Source organism: Nocardia heshunensis (genome assembly GCF_054782115.1).
On record NZ_BAAGTC010000008.1, the window covers coordinates 86,517 to 110,144 of the forward strand.

General features: G+C 66.7%; 24 protein-coding genes. 5 read left to right on the top strand and 19 right to left on the bottom strand.

Going from position 1 to position 23,628, the window contains the following annotated elements:
* Window positions 1-181: 181 nt before the first annotated feature.
* Window positions 182-1,582, bottom strand: coding sequence for a mycofactocin biosynthesis glycosyltransferase MftF (mftF, locus tag ACYVN4_RS26495; protein WP_460724725.1), 1,401 nt, complete (start codon window positions 1,580-1,582; stop codon window positions 182-184).
* 206 nt (window positions 1,583-1,788) lie between these two features.
* Between mftF and mftR2 the strand changes: the two genes are divergently transcribed.
* Window positions 1,789-2,412, top strand: a complete 624-nt coding sequence (gene mftR2, locus ACYVN4_RS26500) for a mycofactocin system transcriptional regulator MftR2 (protein WP_460724726.1) — start codon at window positions 1,789-1,791, stop codon at window positions 2,410-2,412.
* A gap of 41 nt (window positions 2,413-2,453) precedes the next feature.
* Complete coding sequence (locus ACYVN4_RS26505; RefSeq protein ID WP_460724727.1) at window positions 2,454-3,509, top strand: 2Fe-2S iron-sulfur cluster-binding protein; 1,056 nt, start codon at window positions 2,454-2,456, stop codon at window positions 3,507-3,509.
* Between the two features lie 76 nt (window positions 3,510-3,585).
* Here ACYVN4_RS26505 and ACYVN4_RS26510 read toward each other — a convergent pair whose 3' ends face one another.
* The 6 genes from ACYVN4_RS26510 to ACYVN4_RS26535 all read right to left on the bottom strand — a co-directional run bounded on the left by ACYVN4_RS26510 (window position 3,586) and on the right by ACYVN4_RS26535 (window position 8,962).
* Window positions 3,586-4,182, bottom strand: a complete 597-nt coding sequence (locus tag ACYVN4_RS26510; protein WP_460724728.1) for a transglycosylase SLT domain-containing protein — start codon at window positions 4,180-4,182, stop codon at window positions 3,586-3,588.
* Between the two features lie 297 nt (window positions 4,183-4,479).
* Entirely contained in the window at window positions 4,480-5,238 is a 759-nt protein-coding gene (locus ACYVN4_RS26515) for a DNA alkylation repair protein (protein ID WP_460724729.1), read from the bottom strand.
* A gap of 77 nt (window positions 5,239-5,315) precedes the next feature.
* On the bottom strand, window positions 5,316-6,389 hold the full coding sequence (locus tag ACYVN4_RS26520; protein ID WP_460724730.1) for a hypothetical protein: 1,074 nt from the start codon (window positions 6,387-6,389) through the stop codon (window positions 5,316-5,318).
* A gap of 113 nt (window positions 6,390-6,502) precedes the next feature.
* Entirely contained in the window at window positions 6,503-7,669 is a 1,167-nt protein-coding gene (locus tag ACYVN4_RS26525) for a lipase family protein (protein ID WP_460724731.1), read from the bottom strand.
* A 154-nt stretch (window positions 7,670-7,823) separates the two neighbouring features.
* Window positions 7,824-8,468, bottom strand: a complete 645-nt coding sequence (locus ACYVN4_RS26530; protein WP_460724732.1) for a TetR/AcrR family transcriptional regulator — start codon at window positions 8,466-8,468, stop codon at window positions 7,824-7,826.
* A gap of 143 nt (window positions 8,469-8,611) precedes the next feature.
* Window positions 8,612-8,962 carry an SPW repeat domain-containing protein gene (locus ACYVN4_RS26535; RefSeq protein WP_460724733.1) on the bottom strand — a complete coding sequence of 117 codons (351 nt, stop codon included), beginning with the start codon at window positions 8,960-8,962 and terminating at the stop codon, window positions 8,612-8,614.
* A gap of 157 nt (window positions 8,963-9,119) precedes the next feature.
* Between ACYVN4_RS26535 and ACYVN4_RS26540 the strand changes: the two genes are divergently transcribed.
* Complete coding sequence (locus ACYVN4_RS26540; RefSeq protein WP_460724734.1) at window positions 9,120-10,316, top strand: NAD(P)/FAD-dependent oxidoreductase; 1,197 nt, start codon at window positions 9,120-9,122, stop codon at window positions 10,314-10,316.
* 76 nt (window positions 10,317-10,392) lie between these two features.
* Complete coding sequence (locus ACYVN4_RS26545) at window positions 10,393-11,178, top strand: glutamate racemase (protein WP_460724735.1); 786 nt, start codon at window positions 10,393-10,395, stop codon at window positions 11,176-11,178.
* Between the two features lie 138 nt (window positions 11,179-11,316).
* Here ACYVN4_RS26545 and tuf read toward each other — a convergent pair whose 3' ends face one another.
* From tuf to hppD, 7 genes are all read right to left on the bottom strand, one after another.
* Window positions 11,317-12,507, bottom strand: coding sequence for an elongation factor Tu (gene tuf / locus ACYVN4_RS26550; RefSeq protein WP_460724736.1), 1,191 nt, complete (start codon window positions 12,505-12,507; stop codon window positions 11,317-11,319).
* A 118-nt stretch (window positions 12,508-12,625) separates the two neighbouring features.
* Window positions 12,626-14,731 (bottom strand): elongation factor G, encoded by a 2,106-nt coding sequence (gene fusA, locus ACYVN4_RS26555; RefSeq protein WP_460724737.1) that lies wholly within the window; start codon window positions 14,729-14,731, stop codon window positions 12,626-12,628.
* 179 nt (window positions 14,732-14,910) lie between these two features.
* On the bottom strand, window positions 14,911-15,381 hold the full coding sequence (gene rpsG / locus ACYVN4_RS26560) for a 30S ribosomal protein S7 (RefSeq protein ID WP_067881759.1): 471 nt from the start codon (window positions 15,379-15,381) through the stop codon (window positions 14,911-14,913).
* Entirely contained in the window at window positions 15,381-15,755 is a 375-nt protein-coding gene (gene rpsL / locus ACYVN4_RS26565) for a 30S ribosomal protein S12 (RefSeq protein ID WP_014353064.1), read from the bottom strand. The genes rpsG and rpsL overlap by 1 nt, the downstream gene beginning before the upstream one ends.
* Window positions 15,756-16,034: 279 nt before the next feature.
* On the bottom strand, window positions 16,035-16,595 hold the full coding sequence (locus ACYVN4_RS26570; RefSeq protein ID WP_460724738.1) for a DUF3558 domain-containing protein: 561 nt from the start codon (window positions 16,593-16,595) through the stop codon (window positions 16,035-16,037).
* A gap of 11 nt (window positions 16,596-16,606) precedes the next feature.
* A complete protein-coding gene (locus ACYVN4_RS26575) occupies window positions 16,607-17,137 on the bottom strand; it encodes a DUF3558 domain-containing protein (RefSeq protein ID WP_460724739.1) in 531 nt (176 codons plus the stop codon).
* A gap of 36 nt (window positions 17,138-17,173) precedes the next feature.
* Window positions 17,174-18,379, bottom strand: coding sequence for a 4-hydroxyphenylpyruvate dioxygenase (gene hppD, locus ACYVN4_RS26580; protein ID WP_460724740.1), 1,206 nt, complete (start codon window positions 18,377-18,379; stop codon window positions 17,174-17,176).
* Window positions 18,380-18,540: 161 nt separating this feature from the next.
* On the opposite strand from hppD, the gene ACYVN4_RS26585 reads away from it, so the two are divergent.
* Window positions 18,541-19,062: an Lrp/AsnC family transcriptional regulator gene (locus ACYVN4_RS26585; RefSeq protein ID WP_460724741.1), complete on the top strand. Its 522-nt coding sequence runs from the start codon at window positions 18,541-18,543 to the stop codon at window positions 19,060-19,062.
* A 15-nt stretch (window positions 19,063-19,077) separates the two neighbouring features.
* Here ACYVN4_RS26585 and ACYVN4_RS26590 read toward each other — a convergent pair whose 3' ends face one another.
* Genes ACYVN4_RS26590 through ACYVN4_RS26610 form a run of 5 tightly spaced genes read right to left on the bottom strand, consistent with a single transcriptional unit; the run spans window position 19,078 to window position 23,497 of the window.
* Window positions 19,078-19,722 (bottom strand): GntR family transcriptional regulator, encoded by a 645-nt coding sequence (locus tag ACYVN4_RS26590; protein ID WP_460724742.1) that lies wholly within the window; start codon window positions 19,720-19,722, stop codon window positions 19,078-19,080.
* A 28-nt stretch (window positions 19,723-19,750) separates the two neighbouring features.
* Entirely contained in the window at window positions 19,751-20,737 is a 987-nt protein-coding gene (locus ACYVN4_RS26595; RefSeq protein ID WP_460724743.1) for an isopenicillin N synthase family dioxygenase, read from the bottom strand.
* Complete coding sequence (locus ACYVN4_RS26600; protein WP_460724744.1) at window positions 20,734-21,891, bottom strand: nitrate ABC transporter substrate-binding protein; 1,158 nt, start codon at window positions 21,889-21,891, stop codon at window positions 20,734-20,736. The genes ACYVN4_RS26595 and ACYVN4_RS26600 overlap by 4 nt, the downstream gene beginning before the upstream one ends.
* Before the next feature lie 53 nt (window positions 21,892-21,944).
* Window positions 21,945-22,727, bottom strand: a complete 783-nt coding sequence (locus ACYVN4_RS26605) for an ABC transporter permease (RefSeq protein WP_460724745.1) — start codon at window positions 22,725-22,727, stop codon at window positions 21,945-21,947.
* Complete coding sequence (locus tag ACYVN4_RS26610; RefSeq protein ID WP_460724967.1) at window positions 22,727-23,497, bottom strand: ABC transporter ATP-binding protein; 771 nt, start codon at window positions 23,495-23,497, stop codon at window positions 22,727-22,729. Before ACYVN4_RS26610 ends, ACYVN4_RS26605 begins: the two co-directional genes overlap by 1 nt.
* Window positions 23,498-23,628: the final 131 nt, after the last annotated feature.

The following is a 23,628-nucleotide window of genomic DNA, read 5'->3' on the forward strand; positions in this document are numbered from 1 at the left end:
AGACCTCAAGGCGGAAGCCGGACGTTTGTCCGGCAGGTCACACACCGACAACGACCACCGGAAATGTGAGCTACGCAGCATTTTGTTAAATGGAACGTGTTCAGTTGCTGGTCGACGTGCGGTCGGTGCCCGTCGAATCCCTTGTGGCGACTACGATTTCACGTGAACGGCGTTCACCGAACTAGTTCGGCGGGAGCGTCGGCTTGAGCGCCGCCGCGCTGCGAATGCGCGCCGCGCCCCACCACAGGCCCGCGCCGTAGGCCACATCGTCGAGGCGTTTGCACAATACATAACGTGCCGGATCCAGACTGCCCGGCTCACGATGAGTGAACCAGTCGGCCAAACCCTCCGCCATCGCCAGGGTGATCGCAATGTGCCGGACCCGCCGCGAGCACAGCATGCCCAACAGGGTCACCGGCCAATAGTGCCGGCACATGGCCGAAGCCAGCCGCCAGACACCACCGGTGAAACCGCGCGTCATATAGATGGCGGCCACCCGGGTCGGATTGTCGAGCCCGGCGAAGACCCGGCGTAATCGGATCAGGGTGGCGGCCAAGGTCATCACGCCACCGAAGACGCCCCACCCCGACAGCGTGCTCAGCAGCAGGGCCGAGACGGCCGTCCAGATCGGCATCGACAGCGGCGAGGCCAGGCCCGGATGCCGCTGCGCCAGGGGCGCCACGCCGGTCCCATGGGTGACCTTGTGCACGAACCAATTTCGCAGCGACACCGGATTGCTGTGCGCGACCCGGGCGGCGGGCTCGTAGCGCAGCCGCCAGCCCGCCCGATCCAGCCGCCAGCACAGATCGACATCCCCGCCCGCGGCCATGGATTCGTCGAAACCACCCTCGGCCAGCAGGGCCAGGCGACGCACCAGCACCGCCGAACTCGGCACGTACGGCACCGGGCCGTGCGCATGCACGGCAGACTCCCGACGGCCGCGATGCACCGAACCACGGGTGTGCTCGTAGCGGGCCAGCAGCGTGGAATCCGGGTCCATGGCCAGGATGCGCGGGGCCACCAGCGCCACCTTCGGATCGCTGAAATGACCCAGCATGACCTCCAGCCAGCCGGTCCGGGGCACCACGTCGGGGTCCAGGAAGGCCACGAATTCGGTTGCCGCGGCCTTCAATCCGAAATTGCGGGCGGCGGCCGTGCCGTGCTGCCGATCGCGGCGCAGCACGGTGATGCGGCAGCGGTTGCCGCGTTGCTCCGGAATCCGCACCGGCCGATCCGACCCGTCGTCCACCACGATCACGGTGTGCCCGCGCAGCGCCGAGAGCAGCCGCGACAGCTCCGGCGTGTGATTGTGCACCGGCACGATCACGGTGACGTCCTCCAGCGACGGCAGCAACCGCGGGCGCGGATTGGCCACCCCGGAATCGAGCAGACGTCTGGCAACCCGAGCCGACGCAGGGTCGGTCACCTCGAGGTAGCCGTCACCGATCAAGGCCGCAGCTTCCGGCGCGAGCCGTAGCAACCTCGTCGGCGTGCCGCCGACCAGGAGCCGTCCACCGGAATAAGTGCGCACCTTGGGATCGATTCGCACCCCGAAACCATCGGGAAGGCGATCATGGCGCATTCCCGAATGCTAAGTCAGGCAACCGGTAGCAATGATGATTGCCACGCGGGGCAGATGATCGGATTCGATCTCGCGCACACATCGGGACCGTAGCTCGACTGGTCTTGTCGCGTGCGCTCTAGACTGCCGGGAGGAAAATCGGCAGTTGAACTGGTAGGGGACGGAAATCCGTGCCCGGTGGTCGAGGCGGTATGGGAGTCGGGCGCATGCAGACAGGCGGGGGCGGTAACACCCTCTCGGAATCCGAGATCGTCGAGGCCGCGCTGCGGGTGGTCCGGCAGGACGGTGTGGAGAAGCTGTCCATGCGACGTCTCTCCCGCGAACTCGGAGTTTCGCCGATGGCTCCCTATTACTACGTCGCCGACAAGCGCGAGCTACTCGATCTGGTCGCCACCGCGGCCCTGACCGGGGTGCGCAAGCCGCCTCCCGAATTCGGTACGTGGCAAATGCGATTGCGCGATCTGATCGACCAGATCGACGAGAAATTGCGCAAGCACCCCGGTCTGGGCGATGTTCTCATCGAGCAGATGCTGGGCAAACAGCTCGATCTCATCGCGGCCGTGATGGAAATCCTCTTCGACGCCGGATTCGACGAGCGCAATGTGCTCTCCTCCTACGCCACCATCCACACCTATCTGTTCGGGCGTTCCAAGGTGAACCCGCGCGATCGCAACGCGCTGTTGGATGAGCGGGTACTGCCCGAAGCCGTGGAGCGCGCCACCAAACACCTGGCGGATCTGCGCGGCCGGTACTCCTACGACTTCTCGATGGACGTGCTGATCGCGGGGCTGGAAGCTCAGCTTGTCCGGCAGCGAGACAGCCACGTATAGTGAAACTAGAACACGTTCTAGTTTCGGTTCGAGAGGACACTATGACCACCGTCGACGTTCCACAGAGCTCGCGATCGGCCGTGCTGCGGGTCTCCGCGGTCATCAACGAGACGGCCGACTCCTGCTCACTGGTCTTCGACGTGCCCGAGGACCAGCGTGAGCGCTTCGACTACCAGCCGGGCCAGTTCCTGACCCTGCGCATCCCCAGCGACCTCACCGGCTCCGTCGCCCGCTGCTACTCGCTGGCCAGCTCGCCGCACACCGACGACAAGCCGAAGGTGACCATCAAGCGCACCGTCGACGGCTACGCCTCGAACTGGGTGTGCGACAACGTGAAAGCCGGTGACAGCCTCGAGGTGCTGCCGCCCTCGGGCGTGTTCACGCCCAAGAACCTCGACGAGGACCTGCTGCTGTTCGCGGCCGGCAGCGGCATCACCCCCGTGATGTCCATCCTCAAGTCGGCGCTCGCACGCGGCAACGGACGCATTGTGGTGGTGTACGCCAACCGCGACCACGAGGCCGTCATCTTCGCCCGCGAACTGCGCGAACTCGCCGACAAGCACCCGCAGCGACTGGCCGTCATCCACTGGCTCGAACACCTGCAGGGGCTGCCCACCACCGAGGCGCTGGCCACGCTGGTCTCGCCCTACACCGCCTACGAGGCGTTCATGTGCGGCCCCAAGCCGTTCATGGACCGCGTCCACGACGCGCTGGGCCAACTCGGCATGCCGCGCAACCGGACTCACGCCGAGGTCTTCAACTCACTGTCGGGCGACCCGTTCGCCGAGGTCGCGCCCACCGAGATCACCGCGGAGGAAGCGGCCGACGCCGCCAGCGTCGAGGTCGAATTGGACGGCGAGACGCACGAATTGACCTGGCCGCGCAGCCAGACGCTGGTCGACATCATGCTCTCCAAGGGCATCGACGTGCCCTACTCCTGCCTCGAAGGCGAGTGCGGGTCGTGCGCCTGCACCGTGCTCGAGGGCGAGGTCGAGATGGAGAACGCCGAGATCCTCGATCCCGAGGACATCGCCAACGGGTACATCCTGGGCTGCCAGGCGCGGCCGGTGACGGATCGCCTGAAGATCCAGTTCTGAGCTGAAAAAGATTCGGCCGCCGCGTGATTCACGCGGCGGCCTTACTCTTTTCCGGCCCAATACGCCTCGAAAGACCTCAGTACGCCGAGAAGACGTTGTCGATCGAGCCGTAGCGGTGCGACGCGTAGTTGCAGGCCGCCGCGATGTTCGCGACCGGGTCGTAGATATCCCACGAGGTGCCGTCGACGTGGTACGCCTGGAAGGTCGGGTCGATGACCTGCAGCAGGCCCTTCGACGGGATGCCCGCGGCGGCGTTCGAGTCGTAGAGGTTGATGGCCTGCGGGTTACCGCCGGACTCGCGCTGGATATTGCGGAAGATGCCGTCGTAGCTGCCCGGGATGCCGTGCTGGTTCATCACGTACAGGGCGTTGTTGATCCAGCCGTTGAGGTCATTGGCGAAGACCGGGGGCAGCAGCTGGTTGAACGGCGCGGGCAGGCCCTCGACGAACGAACGGACCTGGTCCTGCTGGGGCGCGGGCAGACCGTCATTGGCCTGCACGGCCTGCTGCTGGAGCTGCTGGGCGGTGCCCTGGAACTCCGGCGGGACGCCGTTGATGACGTCGGCGGAGGCTGTGCCGGTACCGGCGACCAGGGCCGCGGCGGCCAGGGCGACGGCGGCGATGCCGGTGGCAGCCTTGGTGGGGACGAGCTTGGAGAACATATTTTCAGTCATGGCGTATCGCGGGGGCAGAGCTCACCACGGCGAGCATCCGGGAGGAAGCCGCCGACGCGCTGCGTGGATCGGGATGTGCATTGTGGGGGAACGGGATTCGGGAGACTTCCCAGTTATCACCGTTCGTTCACGCTCTCGCCGACTGCGGCGGTCTCCGCGTAAGGGGTGCCCTGCCCGTTTCGAGCAGGTATCGGCCGTCGCCGACTGATCACAGACTGGTCTCGCAAAGTGAACGTAAACTTAACGCCAGATGAACAATCAGGACAAACCTACAGAGCGGTCCGTCACAGCAATCCGTCAGCGCTGGGCGCGGTAGTGTGCGCGCCGGTCAGCGGTCAGATGTTCGGTCGCGTAACTCAACGCGGTGCGGCCCATATCCGCGGCGTGCGCATCCAGAAATCCGGTGAGAATCGCCGCGTCGACCCGTTTACCGATCTCGCGCAGCATCCAGCCAACCGCCTTCTGAATCAGATCGCGGCGATCGGCGAGCAGTAGCTCACACAGTTCCAGCGTCGTCGAGGTATCGCCCTGCTTGATGAAGGCGAAAGTGGTGAGCAGCGCCACCCGGCGCTCCCACAGCGAATCCGCCGCCGCGAATTCGAACAGCCGATCGCGCGGCCGATCCAGGAACCACGGACCGAACACGAACTCCGCCGACGCATCCACCAGATCCCAGTTGTTCACCCGCCCCCGCAACACCGCGGCCGAATACAACTCGACGATCTCGCGCTGCCGCGCTACATCACCCCCGCGCTTTCGCGTCGCCCGCGCCATCTCCCCATTCAGAATCACCAACCCGGCCAGCCGATGCTCGTGCACCGGCGAGTCGAGCAGCAGATCGATCTCCGAAAGCGGCATCCCGGCAAACCGTTTCACCGCCTTCCGGGTCTGCGGAACCCGGATGCCGATGAATTCGTCGCCCTCCCCGTACTCCCCCGGGCCGGTCTTGAAAAACCGTTGCAGATGCACCGCATCCGCCGGATCGGCGAGCGCCGCCAATTCCGCCCGCACCGCCGCTGCGGTCAGCTCATTCGCAGTCGCACCCGTGCCGCTCATCGCGCCTCCCGCATCGGTGGGCCCAGTCCGGATCGAATCCTAAAGCGGCAACCGGGCCACGCCCCCGAAGCCGTCCGCTAAAAGCGCGCGGAGGCGGGTCTGCTTTCAGCCGCGGCTTGTAACAGCACCTCGCCGAAATTTCGCATATGGTCCGCCCCTCCGTACCAGGCCGTCACTATCTCGACGGCGGCCGCCCGGGTGCGGTGAGCCGCGGCGGCCAAATCCGCGACGTTGTCCGCGCCGGACTCGGCGGCCTGGGCGGCCACCTCCAGATCGTGGCTGGCGGTCAGCAGACGCATGATGTGGTGCAGGTCGATACTGGCGTCGCCGGTGCGGAATTCGGCGGCCTTGGACGCGGCCAGGGCGGGCGCGGGCGACGCTGCTACCACCGGAATCGGCTCCACCGCAACCGGTTCCGGTTCCGGGGCCGCGCGGCGGCGGGACGGAATCGGCTGGCGTTCGGCCGGGCGCGGGGTTTCCTGCACGCTCTCGCGCAGCGAGGCGGCGACCGCCTCGAGGCTCTCCAGGCGGGCCGGGGCCTCCTGCGGAGCGGGCTCGGGGTCCGGGGCATGACGGCGGCCGGTGGTCGGGGCCTCCACCGCCGGGCTCGCGGCGTAGATATCCTCTTCGACTTCGATGCGGCCACCGAAGGGCGAACCGTTGACCGGGCGCACGGCCGGAATCTCGGTCTCCAGCGGTGTGGCGGCGTAGGAGTCGCTGTCGGTGAACGACCCGTTGTTGGGTCTGGTGCGGGCGTAGAGCGACGCGTTCGGGTCGGCGTACTCCGCGGCCGGCGCGGTGAACGAATCCCGGTCGGTGGTGATGCGGGCCGCGAACGGGTCACCGTCGGCGGAGAGCCGGGCCGCCACCGCCTCCGGATCCGCGCTGCGCTGCGGCAGATCGGGCGCCAGCCGCCGCGGCAGACCCTCCGGTTCCGGTGTGGCGCGCAGGGTTACGGGCGCGCTGGACCACTGGTTCGCCTGCGCCTCCTGGCCGTTGCGGCCCAGGCTGCCGTAGCCGCCGGTGTCGATGCCGGTGAGCACCGGGTTCGGCGAGGTGCCCGGCGACGGCGAGTCCGGGTGGGTGAGTCGGTACCCCGGCTGGCGCGCGGAGCGCGAATCTCCCGAACCGGCAGTGAAATCGGCATCCATGGCCGACATTCTTACCGGCCCGCGCGACCGGGTGCGAGTCGGGCCACATACCGGGTGCGTACCGCTGTGCACGAAACCGGCTCACGACCAACGGTATTGGGGTATTGACGGGATCAGCAATTGGAGGGCGCGGGTTCACCCCGCAACCGGGCATCGACCCAGGCGAGCGCGTCCGGTAGACCCAATACCGCCGCGGACAAATGCTCCGGCGACGGATTCATGTCCATATCCAGGCGCACCCCGGCCGCACAATACCGGCGATCGGTATTCACGATGGCGTCCACCGGAATCAGCGGATCGCTCGGCGAATGCCACTCGAAGACAGGGATGTTCGGCACCCCGTCGTAGAGCTCCAGACTGTTCTCGTCCAGCACCGACATCACCGCCGGATCATCGATCATCGAAGTGCTGGCGGCGAATTCGCTCGCACTGTGACCAGCGCCGATCGCCATGATCTCGTTGGTGCAGCCATTGGCCATGGCATCGCGCGCGGCCAAGCCCGCCGCGTTCATCTGCGTGCTGATCGGCAGCCGGTCCGGATACTCGCGCTCCAGGCCGATGGCCGCCGCCATGGCGAGCCCGAACGCCGGATGCGGTTGCAGGCCCAGCGCGTTCACCATCTTGCGCAGATTCATCGGCACCCCGCCGGTGGCCGCGCCCGCGATCGACAACTCCGGTGCATAGCGGGGCGCGAGCGCAGCAGCCCAGGCCGTCGCCATGCCGCCACCGGAGTAGCCCGCCATCGCCACCTGGCTGTTCCCCAAGCCCAATTCGGGCAGGCGCTTCACCGCGCGAATGCCGTCCAAAGTGATCTGACCACCCAATTTGGCTGCGCCATAGGCGAAATTGGGGCCCAGGTGATCCGGCAACGCCACCGACCAACCCCGCCGCAACGCCACATTCAACGCGACCGCCTCGCGCACTTGCAGATTCGGGTCGTTCGTATAGAGCACCCGCGACACCGCGCACTGCGCGCCGAGACCGTTGATGATGTGCTGGTAGGACAGCAGTGGACCGTCCGGCGCATGCTCACGCGGGGTCAGCACCGTGGTGACCGCGGCGATCGGTGCGCCCTCCGAGCTCGTGGAACGGAATTTCACCAGCGTGACCGCGGTGTCCGGGAACATCAGCAGCGGCGGCATGGGCCGGGTCGCGAGCACGTCACCGGGCGCGTGATCACCGAGATCGGCGGTCTGTGCGTAGAAGGGGTCCGGATCGGGCACCGGATAGATCGGATCCGCCCGGGCCACGGCGGTACCGCCGAGAGCCAGACCCGCCATGACAATTCCGAACGCACGTAGCAACCACTCGGCCTTCACCAGGTTCCTCCACGAACTTCGCAGTGAGAATCACACGCTTGCCCCACAACGAGTGTCGTTCGGAAGCTCGGAAGAAGAAACAGCGACACGCCAGCAAACAACTCGGCGGTGGCGCTCAGCCCATATGGCTCATGCCCGCCGCGACCACCTGCGCCACATTCATGATCTCGTCGGTCGTCGGCAGCGGCACCCCGTCCAGGGCGTGCAAGCGATCCGTACTCGCGATCGCCAGCATCGCCGACACCCAGGCCGCCGCACAGGCCCGCAGCGTCCCCGGCTGCACCGGGCCCGGCGCACTCGCGGCCAGAATCCGCGCCGTCACCTCGAGCAGCTGATCACGCATGCGGCGCAACTGCTTCCGCACATCCGGATGGGTATCGGCCTCACGCCACATGATCACGCGCAACACCGAGGAGTTGTTGTCGCGCAGATTCAGCGCCGCGTCCATATTGACCAGGCTCTTGGCCGGATCACCCGGCACCACCACCGAATCGATGTCGTCGATCGGCTCGGGCGGGACGCGCTCGGCCATCAGGGCCGACAGAATCGCGTCCTTGGTGGGGAAATAGTAGAAGACCAGGCCCTTGGGCACCCCGGCCGCATCGGCGATGGATGCGGTGGGAGTCGCATCGAATCCATTGGCCGCGAAAAGCCTTTCGGCGGCATCCAGGATGAGCTGGCGAGCGTCCCCGTCGACCTTCTTGCTGCGCCGACGCCCCACCCGGCGAGGTGCGGGTCCCGCATTTGCTGGTGTGGGCACTGCTCGCATTCCTCCTCACGCTTCGAAGCGGAGGCGACCGCCACCGATCGGGCGGACGTAGACGACAAGCATATCCCGCGAACGCGCCGACCTCGATTCATCACCCGAATACCGGGGGAATCGAGGCCGGCGGCTCGAAGCGGTCAGTGCGCCGCCGCACCGAAACGACCCGAAACCTCGGGCATTTCGGCCAATGCGACCACGACCGTCAGCGCACCCACGATCCAGGCAACCCACGAGGCGTTGCTGTAGGAGTGGAAGTTCATCACCCAGGGGGAGATGAACGTCAGGACGCCCAGCACGCCGAGCGCGTACCCGACCCAGCTCGGGGCCCGGTCCGCCATCTGCGACAGGCCCGCGAGTGCGATCAGCACGCCGAGCACCACGAGGGTCCAGAGTGCGTGCGTGCTGTGCGAGACCCAGATCGGGGACAGCGCGGCGACTGCGCCGAGCACGACGGTGACGGCCTGCTCCGCGCGACTCACGGTGAACATGGAATGCCTCCTTTGAAAGGCGAGGGAATATGTTCTGATTCCGTTGTATTCCTGATTGACCGCCCGATCAATCAATGCCCGGCTACGCTTCGGCCGCAGTTCGGGTGTGACCGGCGACACAGCGATCTGAGGGCGGGCGATTCGCTATGGTTGCCACATGTCATCGTCGGTAGAACATGTTCTAGTTGTTGGTGCGGGCCTCGCCGGCCTGCGCACCGCCGAAGAGCTGCGACGTGGGGGTTACACCGGCGAGCTCACCCTGCTCGGCGATGAGAACAAGGCACCCTACGACCGGCCGCCACTGTCCAAGCAGTACATGCGCGGCGAGACCGACGACACCGCGCTGCGGCCTGCGGAGTTCTACCCCGAACACGACATCCGGCTACGCCTCGGCGTCACCGCCACCGGCGTCGACACCGCCGCGCGGCGCGTACACCTCGCCGACGGCACCGACCTCGGCTACGACGCCCTAGTGATTGCCACCGGATTGCGGCCGCGGCGTATCCCGGGTCTGCCGGACGTCTCCGGCGTGCACGTGCTGCGCTCGCACGCCGACGCGGCGGGGCTGCGCGAGCACCTCGGCGGCGCGCGCAAGGCCGTCATCGTCGGCGCGGGGTTCATCGGCTGCGAACTCGCGGCCAGCTTCCGGTCCCGCGAGCTCGACGTGACCATCGTCGAACCGCAGCCCACTCCCCTGTTCGCCGCGCTCGGCGAGCAGGTCGGGGCGCTGGTCACCCGGCTGCACGAGGCCGAGGGCGTGCGGGTGCGCTGCGGCGTCGGCATGGAATCGCTTGTCACCGACGGCGACTCGGTCACCGGCGTGCGACTGTCCGACGGCACGGTGCTCGACGCCGACCTGGTCGTCATCGGCATCGGGTCGGTGCCCGCGGCCGCGTGGCTCGAAGACTCCGGCATTCCGCTCGCCGCACCGGGCGACGGCGGCGGCGTCCTCACCGACGAGACCGGGCAGACCTCGGTGCCGGGCGTCTGGGCGCTCGGCGACGTGGCCGCCTGGCCGCACGCCACCGGCCGCAACAAGCGCGTCGAACACTGGACCAATGCCGGGGAGCAGGCCCAGATCCTGGCCGCCGCGCTGCTGGGCAACGAGCCGGCCACCGAGGTCCAGGTGCCGTACGTGTGGAGCGACCAGTACGACATGAAGATCCAGGTGCTCGGCATACCCGCCCTCGCCGACGAGATCGTCGTCGTCGAGGACAAGGGCCGCAAGTTCCTCGTCCACTACCTGCGCGCGGGCCGACTGGTCGCGGTCGCGGGCGCGAGCATGGTCGGCAAGGTCATGAAGGCCCGCGCCGAACTCGCCGCCAACCTCCAACAGCACGCACCCATCGGCTGACGGTCGAACCCGCCCCCGCCTGCCTTTTCCACCCGCGGTTCGCGATCAGGCAGGGTTCTTCACTACCGTGCTTGGTGTGATCGTCGCGCTCATCGACTCCGGACTGGGGCTGCTGCCCACGGCCGCCTGGTTGCGGAAGCTGCGGCCCGATCTCGATCTGCTGCTGCTCAATGATCCCGACGGCGCGCCCTGGGGTCCGAAACCGGAGCAGTGGGTCGTCGACCGGGTACTGGACACCGCCCGTCTCGCGCTCCGCGAAGGCGCGGAAGTCATTGTGCTGCCCTGCAATACGGCCAGCGTCACCGCCCTCGAGCAGGTCCGGAACGCGGTCGGCGACGCGGTGCCGGTGATCGGCACGGTCCCCGCGATCAAACCCGCCGCGGCCGCTTGCCAGAAGGTTGCGGTCTGGGCCACCGCGGCGACCACCGCCAGCGCCTACCAGGCCGACCTGATCGCCCGCTTCGGCGGCGAAGCCGACATCACCGGCGTCGCCTGCCACGGCCTGGCCGACGCCATCGACCGCGGCGACCTCCCCGTCATCGCCGACGCCATCGCCGACGCCGCCGCCCGCACCCCCGCCGACACCGAAGGCATCGTGCTCGGCTGCACCCACTACCCCCTCGTCCTGGACGACATCCTCACCGCCCTCCCCGCCGGCGTCCGAGTCTTCGACAGCGCCGAAGCCGTCGCAGGCCAAACCCTCCGCCGCCTGGACGCCCTCGGCCGACCCACCGCGGGCACCGGCACGGTGCGAGTCATTGCCAGCGGTCGTCCCGGCGAATTGCCGCGCGCCGCAGCAGCTTTCGAATCCGGACGCCTCCTCGGCGCGATTCCCGCGACCACCACGTCTCAGCTCCGCTAGCGCGCTCCGCGCACAGATACGAAATATGGCCGCTCCCAACGGGAGCGGCCATATTCTTGCGAAAAGGCAAACGGCGCCGCCCCTTTCGGAGCGACGCCGTCTGACAGCGATTCAGCGAATCACCAGTGAGTCAGAGAATCACTTGATGATCTTGGTGACGCGACCGGCACCGACGGTGCGGCCACCCTCACGGATCGCGAAACGCAGGCCCTCGTCCATGGCGACCGGCTGGATGAGCTTGACGCTCATCTCGGTGTTGTCGCCGGGCATGACCATCTCGGTGCCCTCGGGGAGGGTCACGACGCCGGTCACGTCCGTGGTACGGAAGTAGAACTGCGGGCGGTAGTTGTTGAAGAACGGGGTGTGGCGGCCGCCCTCGTCCTTCGACAGGATGTACGCCTGGCCCTCGAACTCGGTGTGCGGGGTCGTGGTGCCCGGCTTGATGACAACCTGGCCACGCTCGACATCTTCGCGCTTGATGCCACGGACCAGCAGACCGACGTTGTCGCCCGCCTGGCCGTTGTCCAGCAGCTTGCGGAACATTTCGATGCCGGTGATGGTGGTCTTGGTGGTCTTCTCGCGGATGCCGACGATCTCGACTTCCTCGTTCACGTTGACGATGCCACGCTCGATACGACCGGTGACGACGGTGCCACGACCGGTGATCGTGAAGACGTCCTCGATCGGCATCAGGAACGGCTTGTCGGTCTCACGGACCGGGTCCGGGATCGACTCGTCGACGGCGTTCATCAGCTCGATGATCGACTCGGTCCACTTCGGGTCGCCCTCGAGCGCCTTCAGACCGGAGACCCGCACGACCGGCGCGTCCTCGTCGAACTCCTGCGAAGCCAGCAGCTCGCGGACCTCCATCTCGACGAGCTCGAGGATTTCCTCGTCGTCGACCATGTCGGACTTGTTCAGCGCGACAAGGATGTAGGGCACGCCGACCTGGCGGGCGAGCAGCACGTGCTCACGGGTCTGCGGCATCGGGCCGTCGGTGGCGGCCACGACCAGGATCGCGCCGTCCATCTGGGCGGCACCGGTGATCATGTTCTTGATGTAGTCCGCGTGGCCCGGGGCGTCGACGTGCGCGTAGTGGCGCTTCTCCGTCTGGTACTCGACGTGGGAGATGTTGATCGTGATACCACGAGCCTTCTCCTCCGGCGCCTTGTCGATCTGGTCGAACGCGAAGGCCGCGTTCAGGTTCGGGTACTTGTCAGCCAGCACCTTGGTGATCGCGGCAGTCAGCGTGGTCTTGCCGTGGTCAACGTGACCGATGGTGCCGATGTTGACGTGGGGCTTCGTCCGCTCGAACTTCGCCTTCGCCACTGTGGTCCTCCTGGACTAGTTTGTGCGTGCTTTTTTTGCAGCAGTGCGGTTTGTATTACAGGTGGGTCGTTCGACGACCATGCGGGACGGATTCTCGCAAACCCGTCCCGGCAGCGAATTACTCGCCGGTCGCCTTGGCGATGATCTCCTTCGACACGTTGGCCGGAACCTCCGCGTACGAATTGAACACCATCGAGAAGTTCGCTCGGCCCTGGGTCTTCGACCGCAGGTCACCGATGTAGCCGAACATCTCCGAGAGCGGAACCAGCGCCTTGACGACACGGGCACCACTGCGTTCCTCCATGGCCTGGATCTGGCCACGGCGGGAGTTCAGGTCGCCGATCACTTCGCCCATGTAATCCTCGGGCGTGGTGACCTCGACAGCCATGAGCGGCTCGAGGATCACCGGACCGGCCTTGCGAGCCGCTTCCTTGAGGGCCATCGCACCCGCGATCTTGAACGCCATTTCCGAGGAGTCGACCTCGTGGTAGGCGCCGTCGAGCAGGGCGGCGGACACGTTCACCAGCGGGAAGCCCGCCAGCACGCCGTACTGCATGGCGTCCTGGATACCGGCGTCGACCGAGGGGATGTACTCACGAGGAACGCGGCCACCGGTGACCTTGTTCTGGAACTCGTAGGTAGCGCCGTCCTCGGCATCGACCAGCGGAGCCAGCGCGATGATCACGCGGGCGAACTGGCCCGAGCCACCGGTCTGCTTCTTGTGGGTGTACTCGTGCTTCTCGACCGGCTTGGTGATGGTCTCACGGTAGGCCACCTGCGGCTTACCGATGTTGGCCTCGACCTTGAACTCGCGCTTCATGCGGTCGACGTAGATGTCGAGCTGGAGCTCGCCCATGCCGCCGATGACGGTCTGGCCGGTCTCCTGGTCCAGCTTCACGTTGAAGGTGGGGTCCTCTTCCGCGAACTTCTGGATCGCGGAGCCCAGCTTCTCCTGGTCGGCCTTCGTCTTCGGCTCGATGGCCACCTCGATGACCGGATCCGGGAAGGTCATGGACTCCAGCACGATCTGGTTCTGCGGATCGCACAGGGTGTCACCCGTGGTGGTGTCCTTCAGACCGATGACCGCGTAGATGTGGCCGGCCACGGCCTCGGGAACCGGGTTCTCCTTGTTGGAGTGCATCTGGAACAGCTTGCCCAGACGCTCCTTCTTGCCCTTGGTCGCGTTGATGACCTGGGCGCCGGAGTCGACCTTGCCGGAGTACACACGGACGTAGGTCAGCTTGCCGAAGAACGGGTGGGTCGCGATCTTGAACGCCAGCGCCGCGAAAGGCTCGTCCGCGGACGGCTTGCGGGTCAGGATCTCGTCTTCCTTGCCGGGCACGTGGCCCTGCACCGACTCCACGTTCAGCGGGGACGGCAGGTAGTCGACGACGGCGTCGAGCATGGGCTGAACGCCCTTGTTCTTGAACGCCGAACCGCACAGCACCGGGTAGAGCTCGGAGTTGACGGTCATCTTGCGGATGGCGCCCTTGATCTCCTCGACCGAGAGCTCCTCGCCACCGAAGAACTTCTCCAGCAGCGACTCGTCGGACTCGGCGACGGTCTCGAGCAGTTCCTGGCGGTACATCTCGGCCTGATCCTTGAGATCGGCCGGGATCTCGACGACCTCGTACTGCTCGCCGAGCTTGGTCTCGCCCTTCCAGACCTTGGCGTTCATCTCGACCAGGTCGACGATGCCCTCGAAGGTGTCCTCGGCGCCGATCGGCAGCTGGATGACCAGCGGCTTCGCGCCCAGACGGTCCTTGATGGTCTGAACGGTGAAGTAGAAGTCAGCGCCCAGCTTGTCCATCTTGTTGACGAAGCAGATACGCGGCACGTCGTACTTGTCGGCCTGACGCCACACCTGCTCGGACTGCGGCTCGACGCCTTCCTTACCGTCGAACACCGCGACGGCGCCATCGAGCACGCGCAGCGAACGCTCCACCTCGACGGTGAAGTCGACGTGGCCGGGGGTGTCGATGATGTTGATCTGGTTGTCGTTCCAGTAACAGGTCGTCGCGGCGGACGTGATGGTGATGCCGCGTTCCTGCTCCTGCGCCATCCAGTCCATGGTGGCGGCGCCATCGTGAACTTCACCGATCTTGTACGTGATACCGGTGTAGAACAGGATGCGTTCGGTGGTGGTGGTCTTGCCCGCATCGATGTGGGCCATGATGCCGATGTTGCGGACCTTGTTCAGGTCGGTGAGCACTTCCTGTGCCACGGAAACTTCCCCGCTCGTAGCTAGTTGGGATTCAACGGGATGGGCCTCGGGATTGTCCGAGAGCCCTCGGTGTCAACGTCGGGCGCGACGCGTAAGTGCCTCGCTTGCAGCAGCTCGGCGGTCGCGCCCGACATGTGACTCGTCTCCCGGCACTTCCGAACGGAGGGCCGGGCCACAGGTCACCAGCGGTAGTGCGCGAAGGCCCGGTTCGACTCGGCCATCTTGTGGGTGTCCTCGCGACGCTTCACCGAAGCGCCCAGGCCGTTGCTGGCGTCCAGCAGCTCGTTGGCCAGACGCTCGACCATGGTCTTCTCACGACGAGCGCGGGAGTAGTTGACCAGCCAGCGCAGCGCCAGGGTGTTGGCGCGGCCCGGACGAACCTCGACCGGAACCTGGTAGGTGGCGCCACCGACACGACGGGGCTTGACCTCGAGGGCGGGCTTGACGTTGTCCAGCGCGCGCTTCAGGGTGACGACCGGATCGGTGCCGGTCTTCTCACGAGCCTGCTCGAGGGCACCGTAGACGATGCGCTCGGCGGTGGACTTCTTGCCGTCCAGCAGGATCTTGTTGACCAGCTGCGTCACCACGGGGGAGCCGTAGACCGGGTCGTTGATCAGGGGACGCTTGGGAGCGGGACCCTTACGCGGCATTAGCTCTTCTCCTTCTTGGCGCCGTAGCGGCTGCGGGCCTGCTTGCGGTTCTTGACACCCTGGGTGTCGAGCGAGCCGCGGATGATCTTGTAGCGCACACCCGGGAGGTCCTTCACACGACCGCCGCGCACGAGCACCATCGAGTGCTCCTGCAGGTTGTGACCCTCACCGGGGATGTAAGCCGTGACCTCGACCGCGCTGGTCAGGCGAACACGCGCGACCTTACGCAGCGCGGAGTTCGGCTTCTTCGGGGTCGTGGTGTACACGCGAGTGCACACGCCACGACGCTGCGGGCTCCCCTTGAGGGCCGCAGTCTTGGTCTTGGCGACCTTGTCGCGGCGACCCTTGCGGACCAGCTGGTTGATGGTTGGCATAGACCGGCTTTCCTTATTAGTAACCAGATGTCTGGAACTTCATGTCTTTGTCATTCGAGCTTTCCGCCCAGTTCTCGCGGTATTTCTTCCCCACGAGGTCGGGCGTGTCGAGTGCAGGTCAGAGACCTTTTTCAAGGCATGCCTGAATCAGTCGGCCGCTCTCGCTGGCCTACGTACTGCACATCAACTTGCCCGCATGCTCCGGGCACAGCGGTCAACGATACCCGCGGGCTGCGGCGGGGGCAAAAGAGGGTCCCTCGAGCGCGGCTGGTAGAGGGCTTATCGAGCCAGATTCAACGTCAACTCGACCAGCTTGCGGGCCGCATCACAGGGGTCCGCATGCTGAGATCCGTTGCGGTAGTTGACCCACCAGCCCACGATGCCCGTGTCGGCGGCCGGTGCGCTCACGCCACACGAGTCCGGATCGTTCGGGCGACGGGTTTCCACCGAGCGGCGACCCTGCACGGTTATGTCGTTGCTCACATACTTCAGGCGGTCGTTGTTCGCCTTCTCGTTGTTGAGCGAACCGAGCTCGTACCAATTCAGGGTGACCATGCCGCTGCCCGCGGTGCCGCCGGTGAGATTCCACATGCAGACCGCGCCGTTGAAGGACGGCTCCACATACATGTTGTCGCCGACCGACTTCGCGATGTCGTCCTGGGCAACCACCGTGCACTCGCGGAGCAACTTGTCGAAGTTGGTGTTGATGCGCGAGGTGCCGGTGCCGCTGGTGCCGCCCGCGGGTAGCGCGGTACCGGGCACGGTCTTGCCGCAGCCGGCCAGTCCGGCGGTCAGCGCGACCGCCGCCAGGACGATCGAGGTCTTGGATCGACGCGTCATCCCGGTGCCCCTCATCCGATCCGCTGCACGGTCAGTTCGGCCATCTTGCGGGTGCGGTCGCAGGGGTTGCCGAGGTTGCCGCTGTTGAATACGCCGTAGGAGATGGACCATTCGAAGAAGTCGTCGTCGAGTTGGACCGCGAGGTCGCAGACGGCGTTGCTGGGGTCGAGGGCCTGGAAGCCCTTGTGGCCGCCCACGTCGATGGTGTCCGGGGTGCGGCCGACGCTGGCCACCCAGGCCTTCTCGCGATCGATGGGGCTGCCGCGGTAGGAGGCGAAGGTGACGCTCGAGGAGCTGATGCCGCCCGCCTGCCAGTTGCAGCCGACGGAGTTCTTGAAGACCGTGGTGAGGGTGCCGAGCCCACCCAGGTCGCGCACTTCGTCGTCGGTGAGGTGGCCGCATTCGCCGACGAACGGCCCCAGCGTCGCCACCTTCTGTGGCGGCCGGAAGGCCGGATCGTCGTTCGAAGACTTGCTCCCCCCACACGCTGACAGCAGCATCGCGAGACTCAACCCCGCCACGATCGCCGACGCCATTCGCATGGCGTGAACTCTACTGGTTTCGTGTTGCTTTGCTGTTCAGAGGTTTCCGCGTGCGTCCTGTTCGCGTTCGATGGCTTGGAAGAGGGCCTTGAAGTTGCCCTTGCCGAATCCCAATGAGCCGTGGCGTTCGATGAGTTCGAAGAAGACGGTGGGTCGGTCGGTGATCGGTTTGCAGAAGATCTGGAGCAGGTAGCCGTCCTCGTCGCGGTCGACGAGGATGCCGCGGCGCTGGAGTTCGGTGACGGGGACGCGGACGTGGCCGATGCGGGCGCGCAGTTCGGGGTCCTCGTAGTAACTGTCGGGGGTATCGAGGAATTCGATGCCCTCGCGGCGCAGTACATCGACGGCGGTAAGGATGTCGCCGGTGGCCAGGGCGATGTGCTGGACGCCGGGGCCTTGATAGAACTCGAGGTATTCGTCGATCTGGGAGCGCTTGCGGCTGGGGGCGGGTTCGTTGAGGGGGAACTTCACGCGGTGGTTGCCGTTGGCCACCACCTTGCTCATCAGCGCCGAGTATTCGGTGGCGATGTCGTCGCCGACGAATTCGGCCATGTTCCGGAATCCCATGACGCGCCGGTAGAACTCGACCCATTCGTCCATGCGGCCGAGTTCCACATTGCCGACCACGTGGTCGATGGCCTGGAAGATGCGCTTGGGTTGCCCGGGCCGCGGCGCGTAGGCGGAGCTGCGCTGGATGTACCCGGGGAGATAGGGCCCGTAGTAGCGGGAGCGGTCGACGAGGGTGTGGCGGGTCTCGCCGTAAGTGGCGATGGCGGCGGTGCGGACGGTGCCGTATTCGTCGGTGTCGTCGTGGGGTTCGACCAGGACGGTGGCGCCCTCGGCGCGGGCCCGCGCGATGCAGCGGTCCACGTCCGGGACCTCGAGCGCGATGTCCACTACCCCGTCCCCGTGCCGATCGTGGTGTGCGACAAGCGGACTGGCCGGATCCACCGCACCCTTGACGACGAATCGGGCGCCGCCGCTGCGCAGCACGAACGCCTTGTGGTCACGATTGCCGGTCTCGGGACCCGAGTAGGCCTCCAACCGCATGCCGAAGGCGGACTGCAGGAAGTGCGCGGTCTGGGTGGCGTTGCCGACCGCCCAGACCACCGCGTCCCAGCCCAGCACGGGGAACGGGTCGGCGGCGGCATCGTGGTCCACCAGGCCGACGAGGCGGCGTAACTCGTCCTCGCCGGGCAGGTCGCCGGATCGTGTGCTCTGGTGTCCCGCGTCGATGCTCATGTGCCCAGAGAATCTCAGCCGTCGAGACTAGGCAATATCGTCGAATTCCACTGGACACTCTGGTGAATTGCACCACCATCTGCGCCCGGGTGCTGGACAATTTGAATAGCAGCGAACGCACGAGCGGAGCTTCCGCTCGACTCACCAGCGGAGGTTCCGCGATGTCCCGCACGCCCGCCCGGCTGGATGAGCTGGATCTGGCCATCCTCACCGCCATGCACGAGTACCAGAAGGCGGGCATTCTCGAGCTCTCCCGCCGCACCCGGGTGGCCCGCGCCACCGTGCAATCGCGTATCGCGCGCATGGAGGAGGCGGGGGTGATCTCCTCCTATGATCCGCAGATCGATGTCACCGCAGCGGGTTTCGATGTGCAGGCGTTCGTGACGCTGGAGATCGCGCAGGGTGCGCTGGAGGCGGTGAGCGCGGATCTGGAGGCGATTCCCGGTGTGCTGGAGGCGTATGCGACCACCGGTTCCGGTGATGTGTTGTGCCGCATCGGCGCGGATTCGCATGCCGGGTTGCAGTCGGTGCTGCTGAGCATCGACAAGACGAGCTCGGTGGTGCGCTCGCACAGCGTGGTGGTCTTGTCGACGGTGGTCGCGCATCGCACGCTGCCGCTGCTACGCACGCTCACCCCGGCCGGGTCGAGCAAAGCTCCGGCGTATCGGGCGGCACAGTCCTGAGCTGCCCGGTCCTGATCAGCGGCGGTCCAGGCGGGTGATGAGCCCGCACACGTGCGCTTCGGCGGCCGCGCGGGAGTCGGCGGGATGCCCGGATTCGAGGGCGTCGAGGATGCGGCGGTGCTCGCGCAGCGCGGTGCTGCGGTTGCGTGGGTGGGTCCACAGGTCGCCGCGGTAGAGGTGGGCCTGGGCTTCCAGGCGCGCGAGTTCGCTTGCCAGGGTGGCGTTTCCGGCACGGTCGCGAATGAAGGTATGGAATTCCAGGTCGAGTTCGGTGTCGCGGGCCGGGTCGGTGTTGTCGCGGAGGAAGCGTTCCTGGGTGGCGAGGATGGCGGTGAGCTTGCCGAGATCGGATTCGGTGAGGCGGGTGGCGGCACAGGAGGCGGCGAGGCCGTCGAGGACCGCGCGCACGGCGAGCACCTCGCGGATGCGGTCGTCGTCGACGACGGCTACCCGGGCGCCCGCGTGCGGGACGGTCACCGCGAGACCCTCGGAGATGAGCTGCTGCACGGCTTCTCGCACCGGGCTGCGGCTCACCCCCAGGCGCGCGGAGAGCGCGAGCACGCTCAGCGGCGCGCCCGGCTCGAGTTCCCCGGACAGGACGAGCTGCCGCAGCTGCCGGTGCACGGTCGGGCCGAGTAGCTCACCGTCCGGTTCGGTCATCGCGTTCCTTTCCTTCTAGCAGTGGAACTTACCGTTGCGGCCGGTAGTTGGCTTGCACGCGCTGGGTGAGGAAGTCGGCGGCGGTGACGGGCGGGTAGACGCCGCGCGGGCCCTGAATGATCGCATCGCGGTCGGCCTGGGCGAAGTAGGCGATGCTGTAGCGGTCGCCCTGGTATTCGTCGGGGCCGGGGCCGCGCACGCGGTGGAAGTTGGACGGCAGGTCGTCGTCGCTCCAGCGGGTGAGCATGTCGCCGATATTGCAGGTGATCAGCGCCGAGGACGGGGTGATGGAGGTCCATTGCTGGTCTTCCATCTCCTTGCCGGGGCAGACCTGCAGGCCGCCCTGGCCGTCGCGTTGGAAAAGCAGGGTGAGGCAGTCGAAGTCGGTGTGCGCGCCGGCGCGCCAGCGGCCGGGGACATCGCGCAGTTCCTCGGGGACGGCGAAATAGTGCAGTAGCCGCAGAGTCGACTGGTAGTACGCGGAGGCCGGGTCGTGAGCGGCGGTGAAGTGGTCGCGGGGGAAGCCGAGGCGGTCGGCGAAGCAGGAGAGGACCTGCATGGCCACGGTCCAGCAGCGGTGTTCGAAATCCAGGATGGCGGAGGAGAATTCGGGGAGTTCGGTGTCGCTGGGCCACAGGCCGGACATGTGCGGCCGGGTGATCTGGTAGGACTCCTTCTGATCGGGGACGCCGATCGAGGGGCGCACCTGACTGAGGCTCTCCCAGCCCGCATTATTGGCCTTGACCAGCGGATACTGTCCCTTCACCGGTTCGGGCAGCTCGAAAAAGGCTGCGGTGCGGGCGAACACGTCGTCGATCTGCTCTTGCGGGATGCCGTGGCCGGAAAGCTGGAAGAAGCCGATCTCGGTGGCGGCGGTCCAGAGCTGGTCGGTGATCTCGGTGCGGCGGGCCTCGAAGTCGGTGAGGTCGATGACGCGGATCTCGCGGGTGTCGGTTTCCGCGCCGAGCCCGCCCATGCGCTGTTCGCGGGCGACTTCGGACAGGTCGTAGGTCATGAGATCTCCTTGTCGATGAATTCGGTGGTGACCAGGTCTTTGGCGGCGAGACCGGCGGGGACGGCCGCGCCGCCGCGGCGCAGGATCGGGGTGAAGGCGTCGATGACGCGTTGGACGCGGGCGGTGTCGAAGCTGCCGATGACGCCGTCGGTGTCGGGGCCGATGAGGCCCTGGTCGATGAGGGTGCGGGAACCGAAGGCGGCCAGTTCGGCGCTGTAGGGGGTGAATTTGGGGCTCTTGGCGACGACGTCCACGACGATGTCGTTCACCGGCTTGGGGTCGGTGCGGAATTGCGCTGTGGCCCTTTGGATCATGGGGACCAGTCGTTGCAGGCAGGGTCGCAGTTCGTTCAGCTTGTCGGCGCGGACGGTGACCGTGCGGGCGTAGCCCTCGTAGCCGACATCGCGCAGCAACTGGTAGGCAACAGGTTTGTGCCACGCGCCCACTTCGTGCTCGTAGACGTAGGGCTCGGAGTTGGCGAAGCCCTGCTGCGCGAAGGAGGGGTCGGCGACGAAGCGGGACGGGGAGTTGTCGTAGGAGGCGTCGATCTGCTTGGCGTTGAGCAGACCTCGGTCCACCAGCCAGTCGGGGTAGAGCTGGCCCTGCGAGACCACCACGGGCGCACCGGCTTTGCCGATGTCGGCGATGCCCTTCCAGTCCGGGTGCGTCTTGGGATCCCACATGAGCATCTGCGGGCTGTAGCGCAGCAGCGTGGTGACGGCGACGACCGGCTGTTTCGCCGCGGCGGCAATGGCCTGCTCGGAATGGGTGAGCCCCAGGGTGATCGAGGAATCCACGTACATCTGCGAGGGCACGGTCTGGAAGCCGATGGCCGGGCCGCCCGCGCGGATCTCCAGTTTCACGCCGGTGTCCTTGCCGCCCACCACGAGTGGGCCGGTGACCTTGCTGTTGTCGGCGTCGACGCGGTAGCCGGGGCCGAGCAGGCCGAAGATGGGGCCGGAGTCGGTCTCGGGTTCCCATTGCAGTTGGACGACGACGGTGGCGGGGCAGACGCCCGAGAGTTGCTGTTCGGGTGGGGCGGCGGGCAGGGCGACAGCGGGGGTGTCGGAGGGGCTGTCGGTACAGGCCGCGGCGGTGGCCACGGTCAGCGCTGCCAGGGTGGCGGCACCGAGCCGACGAAGGGATCTGGGCATGACTTCTCCACGAATAGTGCTGAGGGAGTGCGGGTTACCGCAGGGCGTGAGGTTTACCGGCCGGAGGCGTGCCAGCGGCCGACCGTGAGCCGCTGGGCCACGGTGAAAAGTGCGAAGACGGTGACGCCGAACAGGGCGGCGAGGACCAGCGCGGCCAGCAGATCCTCCGATTGCAGGCGGGCGCGATAGGTGTCGAGCAGGGTGCCGATGCCGGGCTGCCCTTTGGCGAAGAACATGTCCCCGATGACCGCGCCGGTCACGGACAATCCGGCGGCCGTGCGCAGACTCGCCATGATGGACGGCAGCGCGGCGGGCAGTTCCAGGGAGATCAAGCGGCGCAACCGATTCGCCCGGCCCAGCGTGAACAGTTCCCGCAGGTTGCCGTCCACCGATTGAATGCCGAACAGGGTCATGGCGATGATCGGATGCACCGCGATCAGCACGCACACGATGGTCCGCGCCGTCGGCCCGTACCCGAACCACAACCCGATCAGCGGCACCACCGCCAGCACCGGAATCGCCTGCAGCACCACGGCATACGGATAGACGATCCGCTCCACCACTTTCGCCTGAGCCATCAGGACCCCGACCGCGACGCCGATCACGGCGGCCAGCGCCAACCCGGTGACCGCGATCCGCGCGGTGACGCTCAATGCCCGCAGCATCGTCTCCAATTTGGCTGGGTTCGAGAGGGATTCGGCGAGCACCCGATGCGGTGGCGGTAGCAGGAACCGGCGCTCCGGAGACAGCAGCACCAGCGACACCAGATACCAGGCACCGAGGGCCAGCCCGACGGATAGCACGGGGACCAGGGCTTTGCGCGGGAACGCGGCCATCAGGAGGCTTCTTTCAGGGATGCGGAGACGTGGGCCGCGAGGGTGGTGAAGGCCGGGTCGTAGCGCAGGTCGCGGCTGCGCGGGTACGGGAGGTCGATGTCGATGACGTCGTGGATGCGGCCGGGGCGGGCGGACATGACCACGACGCGGGAAGCCAGGAACACGGCTTCGGAGACCGAATGGGTGATGAACAGGGCAGTGAAGGCGTTGTCGCGGTAGAGGCGGAGGAGTTCTTCCTGCATGGTCAGGCGGGTGATCTCGTCTAGTGCGCCGAAGGGTTCGTCGAGCAGCATGAGTTCGGGTTCGAGGGTCAGCGCGCGGGCCAGGGAGACGCGCATGCGCATGCCGCCGGAGAGCTGTCCGGGGAGTTTGGTCGCGAAATCGGCCAGGCCGACGGCGGTCAGGGCGCGGGTGGCGCGGGCGCGGCGGGTGGCACGGTCGACGCCGCGCAGTTCGGCGGACAACTCCACATTGCGCTGTACCTTGCGCCAGGGCAGCAGGGTGGCGTCCTGGAAGATGAACCCGACCGAATCGGTGTGCACTGCAACGCTTCCCGAGGTCGATCGGTCCAGTCCGGCGGCGAGGCGCAGCAGCGTGGACTTCCCGCAGCCGGAAGGCCCGACCACGGCGACGAATTCACCGCGGCGGACCTCCAGATCGATGGCGTCGAGTGCGACCACGTCCCCGGACCCGTTGTCCGCGAACCGCTTTCCGGCCGCCGAGAACGAGATCTCGGGAGCCCGATCGGGGTCGACCGCCGGGCCGGACAGGAGGGCCGTGGTGCTGTGTGCCGTGTCCTGGATAGCCACCACACTCACCTTCTCTCATTATGTTGCGTGCAACGTCTGCGTCCTTTCAGTGTTGTCGGTATCAATTACATGCAATCGTGCGCTTGTTTCGG

Coding starts and splice junctions, on each gene's coding strand:
- mftF (WP_460724725.1), bottom strand. CDS start 1,582: ATGCGCCATGATCGCCTTCCCGATGGTTTCGGGGTGCGAATCGATCCC.
- mftR2 (WP_460724726.1), top strand. CDS start 1,789: ATGCAGACAGGCGGGGGCGGTAACACCCTCTCGGAATCCGAGATCGTC.
- ACYVN4_RS26505 (WP_460724727.1), top strand. CDS start 2,454: ATGACCACCGTCGACGTTCCACAGAGCTCGCGATCGGCCGTGCTGCGG.
- ACYVN4_RS26510 (WP_460724728.1), bottom strand. CDS start 4,182: ATGACTGAAAATATGTTCTCCAAGCTCGTCCCCACCAAGGCTGCCACC.
- ACYVN4_RS26515 (WP_460724729.1), bottom strand. CDS start 5,238: ATGAGCGGCACGGGTGCGACTGCGAATGAGCTGACCGCAGCGGCGGTG.
- ACYVN4_RS26520 (WP_460724730.1), bottom strand. CDS start 6,389: ATGGATGCCGATTTCACTGCCGGTTCGGGAGATTCGCGCTCCGCGCGC.
- ACYVN4_RS26525 (WP_460724731.1), bottom strand. CDS start 7,669: ATGGCGGGTCTGGCTCTCGGCGGTACCGCCGTGGCCCGGGCGGATCCG.
- ACYVN4_RS26535 (WP_460724733.1), bottom strand. CDS start 8,962: ATGTTCACCGTGAGTCGCGCGGAGCAGGCCGTCACCGTCGTGCTCGGC.
- ACYVN4_RS26540 (WP_460724734.1), top strand. CDS start 9,120: ATGTCATCGTCGGTAGAACATGTTCTAGTTGTTGGTGCGGGCCTCGCC.
- rpsG (WP_067881759.1), bottom strand. CDS start 15,381: ATGCCGCGTAAGGGTCCCGCTCCCAAGCGTCCCCTGATCAACGACCCG.
- rpsL (WP_014353064.1), bottom strand. CDS start 15,755: ATGCCAACCATCAACCAGCTGGTCCGCAAGGGTCGCCGCGACAAGGTC.
- ACYVN4_RS26570 (WP_460724738.1), bottom strand. CDS start 16,595: ATGACGCGTCGATCCAAGACCTCGATCGTCCTGGCGGCGGTCGCGCTG.
- ACYVN4_RS26575 (WP_460724739.1), bottom strand. CDS start 17,137: ATGCGAATGGCGTCGGCGATCGTGGCGGGGTTGAGTCTCGCGATGCTG.
- hppD (WP_460724740.1), bottom strand. CDS start 18,379: ATGAGCATCGACGCGGGACACCAGAGCACACGATCCGGCGACCTGCCC.
- ACYVN4_RS26585 (WP_460724741.1), top strand. CDS start 18,541: ATGTCCCGCACGCCCGCCCGGCTGGATGAGCTGGATCTGGCCATCCTC.
- ACYVN4_RS26590 (WP_460724742.1), bottom strand. CDS start 19,722: ATGACCGAACCGGACGGTGAGCTACTCGGCCCGACCGTGCACCGGCAG.
- ACYVN4_RS26595 (WP_460724743.1), bottom strand. CDS start 20,737: ATGACCTACGACCTGTCCGAAGTCGCCCGCGAACAGCGCATGGGCGGG.
- ACYVN4_RS26600 (WP_460724744.1), bottom strand. CDS start 21,891: ATGCCCAGATCCCTTCGTCGGCTCGGTGCCGCCACCCTGGCAGCGCTG.
- ACYVN4_RS26605 (WP_460724745.1), bottom strand. CDS start 22,727: ATGGCCGCGTTCCCGCGCAAAGCCCTGGTCCCCGTGCTATCCGTCGGG.